The sequence below is a fragment of the Streptomyces sp. NPDC047971 genome (assembly GCF_040653355.1).
Classification (GTDB): domain Bacteria; phylum Actinomycetota; class Actinomycetes; order Streptomycetales; family Streptomycetaceae; genus Streptomyces.
The window spans coordinates 53,364-68,319 of sequence record NZ_JBEZNW010000030.1 but is presented as its reverse complement, the minus strand read 5'-3'; the positions used below and the strand labels follow the sequence as shown (position 1 = coordinate 68,319).

The 14,956-nt window shown below is 72.8% G+C and carries 15 protein-coding genes and 1 pseudogene; 9 read left to right on the top strand and 7 right to left on the bottom strand.

Going from position 1 to position 14,956, the window contains the following annotated elements:
* Positions 1 to 85: 85 nt before the first annotated feature.
* The 3 genes from AB0D99_RS25545 to AB0D99_RS25535 are packed head-to-tail and all read left to right on the top strand — an operon-like array spanning position 86 to position 2,118.
* Positions 86 to 658 carry an FABP family protein gene (locus tag AB0D99_RS25545; protein ID WP_362366645.1) on the top strand — a complete coding sequence of 191 codons (573 nt, stop codon included), beginning with the start codon at positions 86 to 88 and terminating at the stop codon, positions 656 to 658.
* A 46-nt stretch (positions 659 to 704) separates the two neighbouring features.
* Positions 705 to 1,142, top strand: a complete 438-nt coding sequence (locus AB0D99_RS25540; protein ID WP_362366642.1) for a transcriptional repressor — start codon at positions 705 to 707, stop codon at positions 1,140 to 1,142.
* A 10-nt stretch (positions 1,143 to 1,152) separates the two neighbouring features.
* Positions 1,153 to 2,118, top strand: coding sequence for a folate-binding protein (locus tag AB0D99_RS25535; RefSeq protein ID WP_362366639.1), 966 nt, complete (start codon positions 1,153 to 1,155; stop codon positions 2,116 to 2,118).
* A 103-nt stretch (positions 2,119 to 2,221) separates the two neighbouring features.
* Here the strand turns inward: AB0D99_RS25535 and dtd are convergent, their stop codons facing one another.
* Complete coding sequence (gene dtd, locus AB0D99_RS25530; RefSeq protein WP_362366636.1) at positions 2,222 to 2,647, bottom strand: D-aminoacyl-tRNA deacylase; 426 nt, start codon at positions 2,645 to 2,647, stop codon at positions 2,222 to 2,224.
* Positions 2,648 to 2,774: 127 nt separating this feature from the next.
* On the opposite strand from dtd, the gene AB0D99_RS25525 reads away from it, so the two are divergent.
* Together AB0D99_RS25525 and AB0D99_RS25520 are read left to right on the top strand one after the other, a co-directional pair.
* Positions 2,775 to 3,368 carry an ABC transporter substrate-binding protein gene (locus tag AB0D99_RS25525; protein WP_362366633.1) on the top strand — a complete coding sequence of 198 codons (594 nt, stop codon included), beginning with the start codon at positions 2,775 to 2,777 and terminating at the stop codon, positions 3,366 to 3,368.
* A 186-nt stretch (positions 3,369 to 3,554) separates the two neighbouring features.
* Positions 3,555 to 4,799 (top strand): GNAT family N-acetyltransferase, encoded by a 1,245-nt coding sequence (locus tag AB0D99_RS25520; protein ID WP_362366630.1) that lies wholly within the window; start codon positions 3,555 to 3,557, stop codon positions 4,797 to 4,799.
* 27 nt (positions 4,800 to 4,826) lie between these two features.
* Here the strand turns inward: AB0D99_RS25520 and AB0D99_RS25515 are convergent, their stop codons facing one another.
* Positions 4,827 to 5,582: an ABC transporter permease gene (locus AB0D99_RS25515; protein ID WP_362366627.1), complete on the bottom strand. Its 756-nt coding sequence runs from the start codon at positions 5,580 to 5,582 to the stop codon at positions 4,827 to 4,829.
* Positions 5,575 to 6,537: an ATP-binding cassette domain-containing protein gene (locus AB0D99_RS25510; RefSeq protein WP_362366624.1), complete on the bottom strand. Its 963-nt coding sequence runs from the start codon at positions 6,535 to 6,537 to the stop codon at positions 5,575 to 5,577. The genes AB0D99_RS25515 and AB0D99_RS25510 overlap by 8 nt, the downstream gene beginning before the upstream one ends.
* A 148-nt stretch (positions 6,538 to 6,685) precedes the next feature.
* Between AB0D99_RS25510 and AB0D99_RS25505 the strand changes: the two genes are divergently transcribed.
* From AB0D99_RS25505 to AB0D99_RS25495, 3 genes are read left to right on the top strand one after another with little or no spacing between them, the layout of a single operon-like run.
* A complete protein-coding gene (locus tag AB0D99_RS25505) occupies positions 6,686 to 7,453 on the top strand; it encodes a TetR/AcrR family transcriptional regulator (RefSeq protein WP_362366621.1) in 768 nt (255 codons plus the stop codon).
* Positions 7,450 to 8,064: a TetR family transcriptional regulator gene (locus tag AB0D99_RS25500; protein WP_362366618.1), complete on the top strand. Its 615-nt coding sequence runs from the start codon at positions 7,450 to 7,452 to the stop codon at positions 8,062 to 8,064. Before AB0D99_RS25505 ends, AB0D99_RS25500 begins: the two co-directional genes overlap by 4 nt.
* Positions 8,065 to 8,124: 60 nt before the next feature.
* On the top strand, positions 8,125 to 10,143 hold the full coding sequence (locus AB0D99_RS25495; protein ID WP_362366615.1) for an AAA family ATPase: 2,019 nt from the start codon (positions 8,125 to 8,127) through the stop codon (positions 10,141 to 10,143).
* A 128-nt stretch (positions 10,144 to 10,271) separates the two neighbouring features.
* On the opposite strand, the gene AB0D99_RS25490 is transcribed toward AB0D99_RS25495, so the two are convergent.
* Positions 10,272 to 11,144: a LysR family transcriptional regulator gene (locus AB0D99_RS25490; RefSeq protein WP_362366612.1), complete on the bottom strand. Its 873-nt coding sequence runs from the start codon at positions 11,142 to 11,144 to the stop codon at positions 10,272 to 10,274.
* Between the two features lie 72 nt (positions 11,145 to 11,216).
* On the opposite strand from AB0D99_RS25490, the pseudogene AB0D99_RS25485 reads away from it, so the two are divergent.
* A pseudogene (locus tag AB0D99_RS25485) lies at positions 11,217 to 12,068 on the top strand (DMT family transporter); the annotation flags it as partial.
* Here AB0D99_RS25485 and AB0D99_RS25480 read toward each other — a convergent pair.
* The 3 genes from AB0D99_RS25480 to AB0D99_RS25470 all read right to left on the bottom strand — a co-directional run bounded on the left by AB0D99_RS25480 (position 12,058) and on the right by AB0D99_RS25470 (position 14,954).
* Positions 12,058 to 13,626: an MFS transporter gene (locus tag AB0D99_RS25480; protein ID WP_362366609.1), complete on the bottom strand. Its 1,569-nt coding sequence runs from the start codon at positions 13,624 to 13,626 to the stop codon at positions 12,058 to 12,060. The pseudogene AB0D99_RS25485 and the gene AB0D99_RS25480 sit on opposite strands and share 11 nt — an antisense overlap.
* 112 nt (positions 13,627 to 13,738) lie before the next feature.
* The gene (locus AB0D99_RS25475) at positions 13,739 to 14,224 is read right to left on the bottom strand and encodes a MarR family winged helix-turn-helix transcriptional regulator (RefSeq protein WP_362366606.1); all 486 of its coding nucleotides are present in this window, start codon (positions 14,222 to 14,224) and stop codon (positions 13,739 to 13,741) included.
* Between the two features lie 133 nt (positions 14,225 to 14,357).
* Positions 14,358 to 14,954, bottom strand: a complete 597-nt coding sequence (locus AB0D99_RS25470; RefSeq protein WP_362366603.1) for a dihydrofolate reductase family protein — start codon at positions 14,952 to 14,954, stop codon at positions 14,358 to 14,360.
* Positions 14,955 to 14,956: the final 2 nt, after the last annotated feature.

The window sequence follows — 14,956 nt, the reverse complement described above, 5'->3', positions numbered from 1 at the left end:
GCCGTGCTCGCGTTCACCGGTCTGGCCGTGAAGAAGCTGTACCAGGGCCAGCGGTAACCACCACTAGAGATCGACAGAGCTGCTCATGATCGAGATCCCGTCCGACCTCAACCCGGACCTCGTCCCCCTCGCGTTCCTCCTCGGAACGTGGGAAGGCGCGGGCGTGGCCGACTTCCCCGGCGCCGAGAAGTGCAACTTCGGCCAGTCCGTGACGTTCAGCCACGACGGCCGTGACTTCCTCGAGTACCACTCGCACTCCTGGGTCCTGGACGGCGACGGCAACCAGGTCCGCCCGCTGGAGAGCGAGAGCGGCTACTGGCGGATCGACAAGGACCGCAAGGTCGAGATCGTCATGGTCCGCGACCAGGGCATCGTGGAGATCTGGTACGGCGAGCTGGCCGACAAGAAGCCGCAGATCGACCTGGTGACGGACGCCGTGGCCCGTACGGCGGCCTCCGGCGCGTACAGCGGCGGCAAGCGGCTCTACGGCTACGTCAAGGGCGATCTGATGTGGGTGGGCGAGAAGGCCACCCCCGAGGTCCCGCTCCGCCCGTACATGTCGGCGCACCTGAAGAAGGTCGTCACGCCGGAGGAGGTCGCGGAGATGGCGCGCAACCTCCCCGACATGCCGGACGACGGCATCGCCTTCTTCAAGTAGTCCCACGACCACCCGGTAGCACGCCACGCCCTCTTACACTGGGGGCGTGGTGAGCACCGACTGGAAGAGCGATCTGCGGCAGCGCGGCTACCGGCTGACGCCCCAGCGCCAGCTTGTCCTGGAGGCCGTGGACACGCTGGAGCACGCGACCCCCGACGACATCCTCGGCGAGGTCCGCAAGACCGCGTCCGGTGTGAACATCTCCACCGTGTACCGGACCCTGGAGCTCCTGGAGGAGCTCGGGCTCGTCTCCCACGCCCATCTCGGGCACGGGGCGCCGACCTACCACCTCGCCGATCGGCACCACCACCTCCACCTGGTCTGCCGGGACTGCACGAACGTCATCGAGGCGGACGTGGAGGTGGCGTCCGAGTTCACCGGCAAGCTGCGGGAAGCCTTCGGCTTCGACACGGACATGAAGCACTTCGCGATCTTCGGCAGGTGCAAGGACTGCGCCGCGAAGGACGCCGCCGCCGAGTCGTAGGCTTTTCCTCATGAAGAGCCCTCTGCTGTCCCTGCCCGGCGCCGTCCCCGCCGAAGGCCGTGACGAAGGCGTCGCCGCGCACTACGGCGACCTGTTCCGCGAGCAGCGCGCCCTCGCCGCGGGCGACGGCTTCGTCGATCTCTCGCACCGCGGCGTCGTCGCCGTCACCGGCGACGACCGCCTCAGCTGGCTCCACCTGCTGCTCACCCAGCACGTCAGCGAGCTGCCGGCCGGCCGGGCCACCGAGGCGCTGATCCTCTCCGCCAACGGGCACATCGAGCACGCCCTCTACCTCGTCGACGACGGCGAGACGGTCTGGGCGCACGTCGAGCCCGGCACCCAGGGTGAGCTCATCGCCTATCTGGAGTCGATGAAGTTCTTCTACCGGGTCGAGGTGGCCGACCGCACGGACGAGTTCGCCGTCGTCCACCTGCCGGCCGGCTCCATCGCCGAGGTACCGGCGGGCGTCGTCGTACGGGAGACCCCGCACGGCCGCGATCTGTTCCTGCCCCGCACCGAGCTGGAGTCCTTCGGGGCCTCCCACGGACCGGCCGCCGGGATCCTCGCGTACGAGGCGCTGCGGATCGAGGCGCACCGGCCGCGACTCGGCTTCGAGACCGACCACCGGACCATTCCGCACGAGCTGGGGTGGATCGGCAGCGCGGTGCACCTGCAGAAGGGCTGCTACCGCGGGCAGGAGACCGTCGCCCGTGTCCACAACCTGGGGAAGCCGCCGCGGCGCCTGGTCTTTCTGCACCTGGACGGCAGCGAGGTGCACCTGCCGGGCCACGGCACCCCGATCCGGCTCGCGGCGGACGGCGGCGAGGGCCGGCAGCTCGGCTTCATCACCACCTCCGCCCGCCACCACGAGCTGGGGCCGATCGCGCTGGCGATGGTGAAGCGGAACGTCCCGGTGGACGCGGAGCTGATCGCCGGCGACACGGCCGCCGCGCAGGAGACCGTCGTCGAGCCGTAGCGCGCGCCCGGCGGGTCAGGGGCCACGCCCCGGCCCGCCGCATCCCGGGGTGGACGGCGTCCCGGGCGGACGGCGTCCCGGGCCCCGCCGCGCCCCGGGCCCGCTACACCTCCACGAGCACCGTGAACGGGCCCTGATTCGTGAGCGAGACACGCATGGACGCTCCGAACCGGCCCGTTTCCACGTGCGCGCCCAGCTCGCGCAGCCGTGCCACCACCTCGTCGACGAGCGGCTCGGCGACGGGTCCGGGCGCCGCCGCGTTCCACGTGGGCCGGCGGCCCTTGCGGGCGTCCCCGTAGAGGGTGAACTGAGAAATCACCAACAAGGGCGCATTCACGTCCGAACAGGATTTCTCTCCCTCCAGCATGCGGACGGACCACAGCTTCCTGGCGAGCTGGGCCGCCTTCTCCGGGGTGTCGTCATGGGTGACTCCCACCAGCACACACAGTCCCTCGCCGACGATCTCGCCGACGGTCTCTCCTGCGACGACGACGCTCGCGCCGTCGACCCGCTGTACCACTGCTCGCATACGGACCAACCTACAGACCGACGCATCTGCGGCTGAACGGGTGCAGAGCGCCTGCACACACACGTGCGGGAATGGCACCATGCCTGTCAGGCGGTGCGGTTCCGCGCCGGTCGAGGGGACGATTCACATGAGTGCACCTGGCGCCGGGCAGACGCCTTCCGGCCCCGTACAGCTGACCCGGGTCGGCGCGGCCGTACGACCACCCGTGCAGCGGCGGGCCGAGCCCGCCCTGCCGGAACGGCCGACACCCGATCTCACCGCTCTGCGGCTGCCGGAGCTGCGCACCCTGCGCCGTGACGCCCAGGGGGACGAGGCCGACCTCAGCTACGTACGGCGGATGCTGCAGGGCCGGATCGACATCCTGCGGGCGGAGTTGGCGCGGCGGGCGGATCCGGAGGCGCCGATCCTGGACCGGCTGTCGGAGATCCTCGCGGACGCGCCCTCCCGGCTGCGGACCTCGGCGCGGCACGTGACGCTGTCGACGCCCCGCGGCGAGGAGTACCGGCGGCTGGCGACGGAGATGCTCTCGGAGGTCGAGCTCTCGGACCTCGGGGCGCGGACGGACGACGAACTCCACACGGCCATGGGCCGGCTCGCGGGGTACGAGCAGCAGGTCTCGCGGCGGCGTCAGCAACTGCAGCGGACGGCCGACGACTGCAGCGCCGAGATCGCCCGCCGCTATCGCGAGGGCGAGGCGCAGGTGGACGACCTGCTCATCTGACGCGCCGCGGGCGCGCGTGGCAGCGAGCCCGGCGCGTCCCGGGCGCGGGGGCGCGGGGCGGTGCGGCTCGCCCGGATGCGGGTGGCGCCGGGAAACCCGGATGCGGGTGGTGCCGGGAAACCCGGGTGCGGGTGGCGCCGGGAAACCCGGGTGCGGGTGGCGGCGGGGGCGGCATAGCCTCGAAGGATGACTCTTGAGGTGCGCGCTGTCGTCGAGTCCGAGTACCCCGACTGGCTCCGGGCGGTCAACACCGGCTTCCTGCGCCCGCCGGTGGTGACGGACGAGGAGGTCGCCGACCGGCTGCCGCACAGCGACCTCTCCCGTGTCCTCGGGGTCTTCGACGGCGGCCGGATCGTCGCCACCTTCCGTTCGTTCACGCAGGAGTTGAGCGCCGTCGGCGGCGGCTCGCTCGTCGCCGACGCCGTCAGCGGTGTCACCGTCTCGGCGACGCATCGCCGGCAGGGGCTGCTCAGCCGGATGATGACGCGCGACCTCGCCGCCGCGAAGGAGCGGGGCGACGCGGTCGCCACGCTCATCGCCGCCGAGTACCCGATCTACGGCCGTTACGGCTTCGGCCCGGCGACCTGGACCGCCGAATGGACCGTCGACGTCCGCCGCGCCGGTCTCGACCCCCGGCGCACCGGGCGGCCCGAGGACGGCGGACGGATCGACTTCGCCGACGGCGAGGAGATCCGCAAGATCGGCCCCGGCCTCCATCGCAGGCTCGCCGGATTCCGGGCCGGGATGATCGACCGGGACAGCCGCCGCTGGGACGTCGAGACGGGTCTCGCCTTCCACCACTCGCCGTGGACCGAGCCCTTCTACGTCGTCTTCCGCGACGAGGACGGCGAGCCGCAGGGCTTCGCCGCCTACACCTGCGACGACACCTGGGGCGACGCCAAGCAGCCCCTGAACACGGCCAAGGTCAAGGATCTGATCGCCGTCACACCCGCGGCGGAGCGGGCACTGTGGCGCTATCTCTGCTCGATCGACTGGGTGGCCACGGTCAAGTCCGGCCACCGCGCCCCCGACGACCTCCTCCCGCTGCTGCTGCCCGACCCGCGGGCCGCGCACATCACCACGCAGGCCGACATGTTGTGGGTCCGGGTGCTCGATGTCGTCACGGTCCTGGAGGGCCGCACGTACGGGGCCTCCGACAGTCTGGTCCTCGATCTGCGGGACCCCGCGGGGCTGACGGGCGGCCGCTACCGGCTGGACGCCTCCCCGGAGGGCGCCGACTGCGCGCGGACCACCGACGCGGCCGATCTCGCCCTCGACATCGCCGAGTTGGGCACGCTCTCGCTCGGTGACGAGTCGGTGGTGCGCCTGGTCGCCCTTGGCCGGGTCGAGGAGGTCACCCCCGGGGCCGCCGTCCGCGCGGACGCCCTGCTGCGGACCTCCCGTCGGCCGTGGTGCCCGGACATCTTCTGACTCCGCCCGGCCGCGGACCGGGGTCGGTCATGAGGTCCTGTGGCGGAAGAGGGCCCCGGACGCGGCGACCGCGAGGGCGAGGAACGCGGCGCACCAACCCAGAGCGATCCACGGGGTGTTGCCCACCGGCTGGTCGAGGAGCAGTCCGCGCAGCGACTCGATGACCGGGGTCACCGGCTGGTGTTCGGCGAAGCCGTGCAGCCAGCCGGGCATGGTCTCGATGGGGACGAACGCGCTGCTCGGGTAGGGCAGGAACATCATGAAGAAGGTGACTCCGCTCGCCGCCTCGGGGGTGCGGGTGAGCAGTCCGACCGCGGCGGCCAGCCAGGAGATCGCCGTGATGAAGGCGACGAGCAGGCCGATCGCGGCCAGCCAGCCCAGGGGTGTGGCCGAGGGGCGGAAGCCGATGACGAAGGCGGCGCCGAGGACGAGCGCGGTGGAGAGGAGGTTCCGGGCCACGCTGGCGCCGACATGGCCGGCCAGGATCGGCGTACCGCCGATGTCGAGCGAGCGGAACCGGTCGATGATGCCGCCCTTCATGTCCTCGCTGACGGCCACGGCGGTGCCGGCCGAGCCGAAGCCGGAGCAGAGGATGAGGACGCCGGGCGCGACGTACGTCACGTACCGCGTTCCGGTGTCGATGGCGCCGCCGAAGAAATAGACGAAGATCAGCATCAGCATGATCGGCAGCAGCATCGAGGTGATGACGGCGTCGATGTTGCGACGGCTGATGCGGATGCCCCGGCCGGTCAGGGTGCCGGTCGCGGTGAGGACGTCAGACACGGGAGGTCTCCTTGTCGGTCAGGGCGAGGAAGACGTCGTCGAGGGTGGCGGTGTGGAGCGCGAAGCGCACGATGTCCGTGCGGTCCGGGTCGAGCGCGTCGAGGAGGGCCCGTACCTGGGCGGCCGTGCCGTCGGTCGGCAGCCCCAGGGTGAGGGTGTCGGGGGAGTGGTGGCTCGGCGCGGGCGTGCCGGAGGAAGGGTTCGCGCGGTCCGCGAACCGGAGGTAGGTGTCGTGGTCGCGCAGGACGAGGTCGAGGCGGTGGCCGGCGACGCGTGACTTGAGCGCTTCGGCGCTGCCCTCGGCGACGATCCGGCCGGAGTCCATGACGGCGATGCGGTCGGCGAGCCGGTCGGCCTCCTCCAGGTACTGGGTGGTGAGGAAGACCGTGGTGCCGCTGTCGGAGAGGTCCCGTACCACCTGCCAGAGCTCCATGCGGCTGCGCGGGTCGAGGCCGGTGGTCGGTTCGTCGAGGAAGATCACCGCGGTGTCCTCCGGGTCGCGGACGAGCCCGGCCGCGAGGTCCAGACGGCGTCGCATCCCTCCCGAGTAGGTCCGGGCGAGCCGCCCGCCGGCGGCGGTGAGGCCGAAGCGCTCCAGGAGTTCGGTGGCCCGCCGGTCGGCGGCCGCCCGGGAGAGGCCCGAGAGGCGGGCCATCATGCGCAGGTTCTCGGCGCCGGTCTGGGTCTCGTCGACGGCGGCGAACTGGCCGGTGAGGCTGATCGCGCGGCGGACCAGGGAGCGTTGGGTGACGACGTCGTGCCCCGCCACGCGCGCGTGGCCCGCGTCGGGTGCCGTGAGGGTGGCGAGGATGCGGACGGTGGTGGTCTTGCCCGCGCCGTTGGGGCCGAGCAGGGCGAAGACGGTGCCCCGCTCGACGCGGAGGTCGAGCGAGTCGAGGACGGTGAGCTCGCCGTAGGTCTTGCGCAGACCCGTGGCTTCGACGGCGGGTGGCATGGCGTTTCCCCCTGGTTCGGTAGGGCGTAGGCGCCCGCGGTCCGGTAGGGCGTAGACGCCCGCACGGGTACTGCGTATGCCCTACGCGTTACTGTGTAAGGGTTACGCATTACTAGGATGGTCGTCAAGCGGATGAAGGGCGGCTGTGGTGGCGGACGACAAGGGCGAGGGCGGCGGAAGCTTCCTGCCCGCGAGCATCGAGGCCGCCTGGGGGCTGAGGGAGCGCCCTTCCAAGGGCCCCAAGCCCGGGCTCACCCTCGACCGGATCGTGAACACGGCCGTCGGCATCGCGTCGGCGGAGGGGCTCGACGCGGTCTCCATGGGGCGGATCGCCAAGGAGCTCGGCGTCTCGACCATGTCCCTCTACCGCTATGTGGGAGCCAAGAGCGAGCTGTACGTCCTGATGCAGGACGTGGCCATGGGGCCGCCGCCCGCCGGGCCCCCGGCCGGTGTCGACTGGCGCACCGGCCTCGCGCGGTGGGCCTGGAGTTCCCGCGAGGTCTACCACCGCAACCTCTGGATGCTCCGCGTCCCGCTCTCCGGCCCGCCCGCGACGCCGAACTCGGTCGCCTGGTGGGAGCGGGCGATGGAGGCCCTGGAGGGCACCGGGCTCGGCGAGGGCGCCAAGGTCTCGGTGGTCATGCTGGTCGGCGGTTTCGTGCGCACCGAGGCGCTGATGACGGCCGATCTCGCCGCCGTCATCAGCGCGAGCGGGCAGAGCCCCGAGGAGGTGCTCTCCCGTTACGGCCACACCCTGCGGCGCCTCGCCGACCCGGCCCGCTATCCGGCGGTGGCGCGGATGCTGGACTCGGGGGTGATGGACGAGGCGGACGAGCCGGACTACGAGTTCCGCTTCGGCCTCGACCGGATCCTCGACGGGATCGCGCTGCTGGTCGAGCGGGAGGACGGGAAGTGACCGGGCTCAGGGAGCGGAAGAGGGAGCGGACCCGGCAGGCCATCTCGGAGGCCGCCATCGCGCTCTTCCTGGAGAAGGGCTTCGACGCCGTCCCGGTCGCCGAGGTCGCCGCCGCCGCCGAGGTCTCCAAGCCGACCCTCTTCCGGTACTTCCCGACCAAGGAGGACCTGGCGCTTCACCGGTTCGCGGACCACGAGGACGAGGCGGCCCGGGTGGTGGCCGGGCGGGGCGCGGGCGTCGCGCCGCTCGACGCCCTTCGGGCGCACGTGCTCGCCGGCCTGGAGCGGCGCGAGCCGGTGACGGGCCTCTGTGACCACCCGGCCGTCCTCGCCTTCCAGCGCCTGCTGTACGGCACTCCGGCGCTGGTGGCGCGGCTCCACGCGTACCAGGACCGGTCGGAGGCGGCCCTCGCGGAGGTGCTCGACGACGGCGGCGGCGGTCTGGAGGCGCGGCTCGCCGCCGGCCAGATCGTGGCCGTCCTGCGGATCCTGGCGGAGGAGAACGTGCGCCGGATCGCGGCGGGGGAGAGTGCGGACGCCGTCCATCCGGACGCGGTGGCCGCCGCCGAAGGGGCGTTCCGCGCGCTGGGAGACGGCCTCGCGTACGGGTGACCCCTCGCGTAACTCGATAAGAAATTTAACTCGGTAACGTTATTCGCCTAGGGTGGGCGCATGACGTCTCTCGACCATGAACTCCTCCGGGAACGGACCCACCACGACGCCTGCCACGCCGCCCTGGCCCGGATGGCCGAGGACGTGGCCGAACAGGTCGTCATCGGCGAGAACGCCGCCGCCTCCGGCGCCGACGCCGAGGCGCTCGGCCGCCACCTGCGCACCCGGGCCAAGGAGTTCGGCGAGCAGCCTCCCGGCCCGCTCTTCTTCGGCCGCCTCGACCGCGAGGACGGCCAGACCCACCACATCGGGCGCCGCCGGATCGCCGAACACCCGGCCGCCCCGCCGCTCGTCGTCGACTGGCGCGCCCCCGTCTCCCGCGCGTACTACCAGGCCGGATCCCACGACCCGCAGGGCCTCGTCCGGCGGCGCCGGTTCGGCTGGGCCCCGTACAGCCCGGGCGACTCAGCCGATCTGACCGGCCTGGAGGACGAGTACCTCGCCGCCGGCGGCGATCCGGGGCTCAGCCCCCTGGTGTCCGGGGAGATCGAGCGCCCCCGGGTCGGCCCGATGCGGGACATCGCCGCCACCATCCAGCCCGAACAGGACGACCTCGTACGCTCCGAGCCCACCGCCTCCCTCTGCGTGCAGGGCGCACCCGGAACCGGCAAGACCGCCGTCGGCCTGCACCGGGCCGCGTACCTCCTCTACACCCACCCGCAGCGCGTCAGCCGCTCCGGACTCCTCGTCCTCGGCCCCAACCGCGCCTTCCTCTCCTACATCTCCGAGGTGCTGCCCGCCCTCGGCGAGACCGGGATCCGGCAGTCCACCGTCGACGAGGAGATCGCCCTCGACGAGGTCCGCGCGGTGGACGGAGAGGCCGCGGCGCGCGTCAAGCACGACGCGCGGATGGCCGGCGTGCTGCGCCGGGCCCTGTACGCCCGGGTGGCCGTCCCGGAAGGCGAGCTGGCCCTCGCCGACGGCCCCCTCCGGCTGCGGATCGGGCCGGACAAGCTCGCGGAGATCGTCACGTCGGTACGGGACGAGGCCCCGCCCTACGCCACCGGCCGCGAACGGGTCCGTGCCCGGGTCGTCCGCGTCCTCCAGCTCGCGGCGGAACGGCGGGCCGGGCCCCTCGGCGGCGCCTGGGTCAGGAAGACCGAACGGGCCCGGCCGGTCACCGCGTTCGTGGACGCCTGCTGGCCGAGGACGACACCCCAGGAGGTGCTCGCCGAGGTCCTGGCCGATCCGTGCGACGAGGCGCTGTCGGAGACCGAGCGGGACGCGATCCGCTGGGCGAGGGCGCCCCGCTCCCACCGCTCGGCGAAGTGGAGCGCCGCCGACCTCGTCCTGCTCGACGAACTGGCCGGGCTGATCGCCCGCCCCGAGGGTTACGGCCATGTCGTCGTCGACGAGGCCCAGGACCTGTCGCCGATGCAGTGCCGGGCGATCGCCCGCCGCGCGGTCTTCGGCTCGCTGACCGTGCTCGGCGACCTGGCGCAGGGGACCACCCCCTGGGCGGCGCGCGACTGGCCCGGCCAACTGGCCCACCTGGGCAAGCCGGAGGCCGAGATCGTGCCCCTCACCACCGGCTACCGGGTCCCGGCGGCGATCGTCGCACTCGCCAACCGGCTGCTGCCGGAGCTGGGCGCGGACGTGCCGGCCGGGCGGTCGCTGCGCACGGACGGGGAGGTCACGGTGGCCGCGGTCGCCGACCTGGCCGACGGCGTCATCACGGCGGTCCGCGCGGCGCTGGCGCGGGAGGGCTCGGTGGGCGTGATCGCGGCGGAGGACCAGGTCGAGGCGTTGACGCGGGCGTTGGAGGGGGCGTCGGGGGAGGCGGGGGCCGGGGACGCGCGTCTGACCGTGCTGCCGGCGACGACGGTGAAGGGGCTCGAGTACGACCACGTCGTCGTCGCCGAACCCGCCGCCATCGTGGCGGCCGAGGAGCGGGGACTCCACCGGCTCTACGTCGTGCTCACCCGGGCCGTGTCCCGCCTGGACATCGTCCACAGCGAGCCGCTCCCCGCCTGTCTGACGGACGGCCGGGGGACGTGCGCGGGGCCGCCGGCACGCTGACGCGGCGAGGTGGCGTCGCGGGGCGGGGCGGGGCGGTCGTGAGGTGGCGCCGCGGGCGGGCGGGGCGGTCGGGCTGAGGCGCCGTCACGAGGCAGGCCACTGGCCGTCGTACGCGCTCCGCTGGAGCGTCAGGCGCTCCGCAGGGCCGCCAGGAGGTCGCGTACGGCGGGCAGGGCCAGCGAGGACTCCCGTACCGCCGCGTGGATCGACCGGACCGGCTCCGGGCTTCGCACCCGGCGGACGGCCACCTGCGGGTGGCGGCTGCCCAGGCCCAACAGGGGCACCAGGCTGATGCCGAGACCGGCCGCGACGAAGCCCTGCGCGGTGGCGTACTCCTCGCACTCCACCGCGATGCCCGGGGTGAATCCGGCCGCCGCGCACGCCTCCAGAACGGCGTCCAGACACGGGCCCGGGCGCTCGCTGCCCACCCACGGCTCGTCCGCCAGCTCCGCCAGGTCGACGGTCCGGCGGTCCGCGAGCGGATGGCCCTTGGGCAGGACGACGCGGTAGGGGTCGTCCAGGAGATGGACGAGCGCGACCCCCTCACCCGTCGCGCCCCGGGGCCGTACGACCAGGGTGAGATCGGCCTCGTCCCGGTCGTCCGCCGCGGACTCGCCCACCAGCCGCAGGTCGACCCGTACCCCCGGGTGCTCGGCCCGGAACCGGGCCAGGGCCGGAGCGACGAGATCGGCGCCCGCGGTGGCGAAGTAGCGGACGAGGATCTGCCCGGTGCGGCCCGCCCGCAGATCGGCGAGGGCGGTCTCCGCCTCGGCGACCTGACGGCCGATCACGGCCGCGTGTTCGGTGAGGAGCCGCCCCGCGGCGGTCGGTCGGACGCCCCGGCCGAAGCGTTCGAGCAGGGCGATGCCGGCCTCCTTCTCCAGGACGGCGATCTGCTGGCTCACGGCGGAGGGGGTGTATCCGAGGTTCGCGGCGGCGGCGGTGACGGAACCGCTGGTGACGACGGCCCGGAGCACCTGCATGCGTCTCACGTCGAGCATGTAGCTGAGCTTAACGCTGGATGCATGATTCTTCGCTTGTCCTGTCGAGTCGTCAGGTGGACCGTGGAGGCCATGACATCGGCGCTGCGTATGGCGGTCCTGGCCCTGCTCTGGGGCTCCGGCTTCCTGTGGATCAAATTGGCCCTCGACCACGGCCTCACCCCGGGGTGGATCACCTTCGTCCGGTGTCTGCTGGGCGCCGGGGTGCTCGTCGCCCTCGCGTGCGCGGCGCGACAGCGGCTGCCCCGGGACCGGGGGACCTGGGGGCGCCTCGTCGTGGCGGCGTTCTTCTGCAACGCCGTGCCCTTCTTCCTGTTCGGGGTGGGCGAGCAGACCGTGGACAGCGGTACGGCGGGCGTCCTGAACGCCACGACCCCGCTCTGGTCCCTGCTCATCGGCCTGGCCCTCGGCACAGAGCGTCCGCTGTCGGCGGCCCGGCTCGCCGGCCTGGTCCTCGGCTTCTCCGGCGTCCTGCTGATCTTCGCCCCGTGGAGCGGGGGAGGCGGCCTGATGAGCCTCGGGGCGTCGGCCCTCCTTGCGGCCTCGGCGAGCTACGCGGCGGCCTTCGCGTACATGGCCCGCGGGCTCACCGGCCGGGGCACCGCGCCGCTGGCGCTGTCGGCCGCCCAGTTGCTGACGGCGACGGTCCTGAGCACGCCCGCCCTCGCCTCCGGCGGCGGGGCCGGGCCGACGTGGACGGGGGTGTTCGCGGTCGTCGTCCTGGGGGTCTTCGCGACCGGACTCACCTTCCACCTCAACTACCGGATGATCGCGGACGAGGGCCCGACGAGCGCCGCGACCGTCGGCTATCTGCTGCCGGTGGTGTCGGTGACGCTCGGGGCCCTCGTGCTCGACGAACCGCTGACGGGACGGGTGGTGGCGGGGATGGCGGTCGTGCTGGCGGGGGTGGCCCTCACACGGCGGGGGCTGACACCCGGTCAGGCCGCTCCAGAGGCTCCCGCGGCCCCGTCTCCTGCCGCCGTTCCCCCTGACTCCGCGCCTCTCGCTCCTTCGCCGCCCGGCCCTTCCTCCCCTTCCCCGTCGTCTCTCCCCGGTTCGGCTGCCGCAGGACGGTGAGCGCGACCGCGAAGGCGGCGAGGACGAGGGCGGCGCCGACCGCGAAGGCCAGGTGGTAGCCGCTGGTCAGCGCCTCGGCCGCGGGACGGCCCGCGGCGGTGAGGGTCTCGGTGCGGGAGGCGGCCAGGGTGGCGAGGACCGCGATGCCGAGCGCCATGCCGATCTGCTGGGTGGTGTTGAACAGGCCGGAGGCGAGGCCCGCGTCCTCCTCCTTCGCACCCGACATGCCGAGCGAGGTGAGGGCGGGGAGCGCCAGGCCGAAGCCGGCGGCCAGCAGCATCACGGGCAGCAGGTCGGTGACGTACGAGGCGTTCACCGGCACCCGGGTCAGCAGTCCGAGGACGCCGACGAGGAGGGCGAGACCGGCGAGCAGGACGTTGCGCTCGCCGAAGCGGGTGATCAGCCGGGTCGAGACGGTCAGGGAGACCGCGCCGATGGCGACCGCGGCCGGCAGCATCGCGAGGCCGGTCCTGGCGGCGCCGTAGCCGAGGACCTTCTGCATGTAGAGGGCGACGAGGATCTGGAACGAGAAGAGTGCGGCGACCATGAGCATCTGGACCAGGTTGGCGCCCGCGACGCTGCGCGAGCGGAGGATGCGCAGGGGCATCAGCGGGTTCGGGGTCCTGGCCTGGCGGACGAGGAAGCCGGCGAGAAGGGCGAGGGAGAGCGCGCCGAGACCGAGGGTGTGGGCCGAAGCGGCGCCGTACTCCTCGATCGTGAGGACCGCGTAGATGCCGAGCGTCAGGCCGCCGGTGACGAGGAGCGCGCCGATGACGTCCGCGCCGCCTCCGGCCTTCAGGCCGGGGCCGCGGTCGTCGGGCAGTGCGGGGAGGGCGACGAGGAGCGCGGCGATGCCGATGGGGAGGTTGATGAAGAAGATCCAGTTCCAGGTGAGCGCCTCGGTGAGGACGCCGCCGAGCACCTGCCCGATGGAGGCTCCGGCCGCGCCGGTGAAGCTGAACACGGCGATGGCCTTGGCCCGTTCGCGCGGCGCGGTGAAGAGCGTGACGAGGATGCCGAGGCTGACGGCGGATGCCATCGCGCTGCCGACGCCCTGGAGGAAGCGGGCCGCGATGAGGAGGCCGGGGGAGGTGGCGACACCGGCGAGCAGCGAGGCGGCGGTGAACACTCCCGTCCCCGCGAGGAACATCCGCTTGCGGCCGATGAGGTCGCCGAGGCGGCCGGCGAGGAGGAGCAGTGAGCCGAAGGCGACGAGGTAGGCGTTGACGACCCAGCTGAGGCCGACCGGGGTGAACCCGAGGTCGCTCTGGATGGCCGGCATGGCGACGGTGACGATGCTGCCGTCGAGGATCGTCATCAGCATCCCGGTGGCCAGGACGCCGAGGGCGACCCATCGGGAGCGCGAGGACGCGGTCGTCGCCGCGGGGGTGGAGGTGGTGGGCATGGCGGTCTCTCCTGTCGTCGGGAGCCAACAGGAAAGACCGTAGCAGATAGTTTTGTTGCAGACTATCTTTTGCGGATCGAGAAGGGGCGGGCTGCGTTCCGGTTGGTGTCCGCTACCCCTTCTGGCGCGCCCGGCGGGCTGGCCGCGCGCCCTCCACGGGCGTCTCCAGATGTCCCTTGACCAGGCGATTCAGTGCGCGCAACAGCACCTCGCGCTCATCGTCGGGCAGGGAGCCCAGGGCCCTCTCGTGCACCCCGTCGACGATCTTCTGGCTCGCGGCGGCGACCTTCGCCCCCTCCTCGGTGACCGCGATGATGCGGGCCCGCCGGTCGGTGCTGGACGGCCGGCGCTCGGCCAGCCCGGCCTTCTCCAGCGCGTCGACGGTCACCACCATCGTGGTCTTGTCCATGTCCCCGATCTCGGCGAGCTGCGCCTGCGTCCGCTCCTTCTCGAGGGCGTGGACGAGGACGCAGTGCATGCGCGGGGTGAGCCCGATCTCTCCGAGCTCCGCACTCATCTGCGTACGCAGGACGTGGCTGGTGTGGTCGAGGAGGAAGGAGAGGTCGGGCTCGGTGCGGGTGGGTGCCATGGCGGTCATGTCGGCCAGGGTAGCGAAGGTCGATCCGTAACGGATTATCGACAAACGAACGACGGCGCCACGGGGGGCGAGCCCGAACCGCCACGGGCTCTCACGCGCGCCGGGCGCCGAGGGGGCGTGGCGGTTCCGGGGTTCAGTCCTTCGTGGCCCGGCGGTAGGTGCACACCTGGACGCCCGCTTCGCTGGTCACCGCGGAGGCCAGGCGCAGCGTGTGCAGGTCGCCGTCCGTCGGGAAGATCGACTTACCGCCGCCGACGAGCACCGGCATGATCATGAGGCGGAGCTCGTCGACCAGGCCCTCGCTCAGCAGGGTGCGGACGAGGCTGGGGCTTCCCATGACCACCAGGTCGCCGCCGTCCGCCTCGCGCAGCTTCCGGGCGGCGGCGACGGCCTCGTCGCCGTGGATCAGCGTGGTGTTGTTCCAGCTGAGCTCGGACTCGGCGAGCGTGCGGGACACGACGTACTTCGGCAGGGCGTTCAGCCGGTCGGCGAAGGGGTCGCCGGCCCGCTCCGGCCACGCCGCGGCCATGTTCTGCCACGTACGCCGTCCGAACAACAGGCCCTCGGCCTTGGTCACCGCGTCGGCGAAGGCCCCGCCGACCACCTCCGGGTCGAAGAAGGGGTGCGTCCAGCCGCCGTGCGCGAAGCCGCCATCGGTGTCCTCCTCGGGGCCGCCGGGTGCCTGAACGACGCCGTCGAGGCTGATGAACTCGCTGATCACGATGCGCATGG

What these genes read in the sequence shown, in the direction of transcription:
- AB0D99_RS25545 (WP_362366645.1), top strand. Translation starts at nt 86, where the DNA reads ATGATCGAGATCCCGTCCGACCTCAACCCGGACCTCGTCCCCCTCGCG.
- AB0D99_RS25525 (WP_362366633.1), top strand. Translation starts at nt 2,775, where the DNA reads ATGAGTGCACCTGGCGCCGGGCAGACGCCTTCCGGCCCCGTACAGCTG.
- AB0D99_RS25495 (WP_362366615.1), top strand. Translation starts at nt 8,125, where the DNA reads ATGACGTCTCTCGACCATGAACTCCTCCGGGAACGGACCCACCACGAC.
- AB0D99_RS25475 (WP_362366606.1), bottom strand. Translation starts at nt 14,224, where the DNA reads ATGACCGCCATGGCACCCACCCGCACCGAGCCCGACCTCTCCTTCCTC.
- AB0D99_RS25480 (WP_362366609.1), bottom strand. Translation starts at nt 13,626, where the DNA reads ATGCCCACCACCTCCACCCCCGCGGCGACGACCGCGTCCTCGCGCTCC.
- AB0D99_RS25535 (WP_362366639.1), top strand. Translation starts at nt 1,153, where the DNA reads ATGAAGAGCCCTCTGCTGTCCCTGCCCGGCGCCGTCCCCGCCGAAGGC.
- AB0D99_RS25490 (WP_362366612.1), bottom strand. Translation starts at nt 11,144, where the DNA reads ATGCTCGACGTGAGACGCATGCAGGTGCTCCGGGCCGTCGTCACCAGC.
- AB0D99_RS25520 (WP_362366630.1), top strand. Translation starts at nt 3,555, where the DNA reads ATGACTCTTGAGGTGCGCGCTGTCGTCGAGTCCGAGTACCCCGACTGG.
- AB0D99_RS25510 (WP_362366624.1), bottom strand. Translation starts at nt 6,537, where the DNA reads ATGCCACCCGCCGTCGAAGCCACGGGTCTGCGCAAGACCTACGGCGAG.
- AB0D99_RS25470 (WP_362366603.1), bottom strand. Translation starts at nt 14,954, where the DNA reads ATGCGCATCGTGATCAGCGAGTTCATCAGCCTCGACGGCGTCGTTCAG.
- dtd (WP_362366636.1), bottom strand. Translation starts at nt 2,647, where the DNA reads ATGCGAGCAGTGGTACAGCGGGTCGACGGCGCGAGCGTCGTCGTCGCA.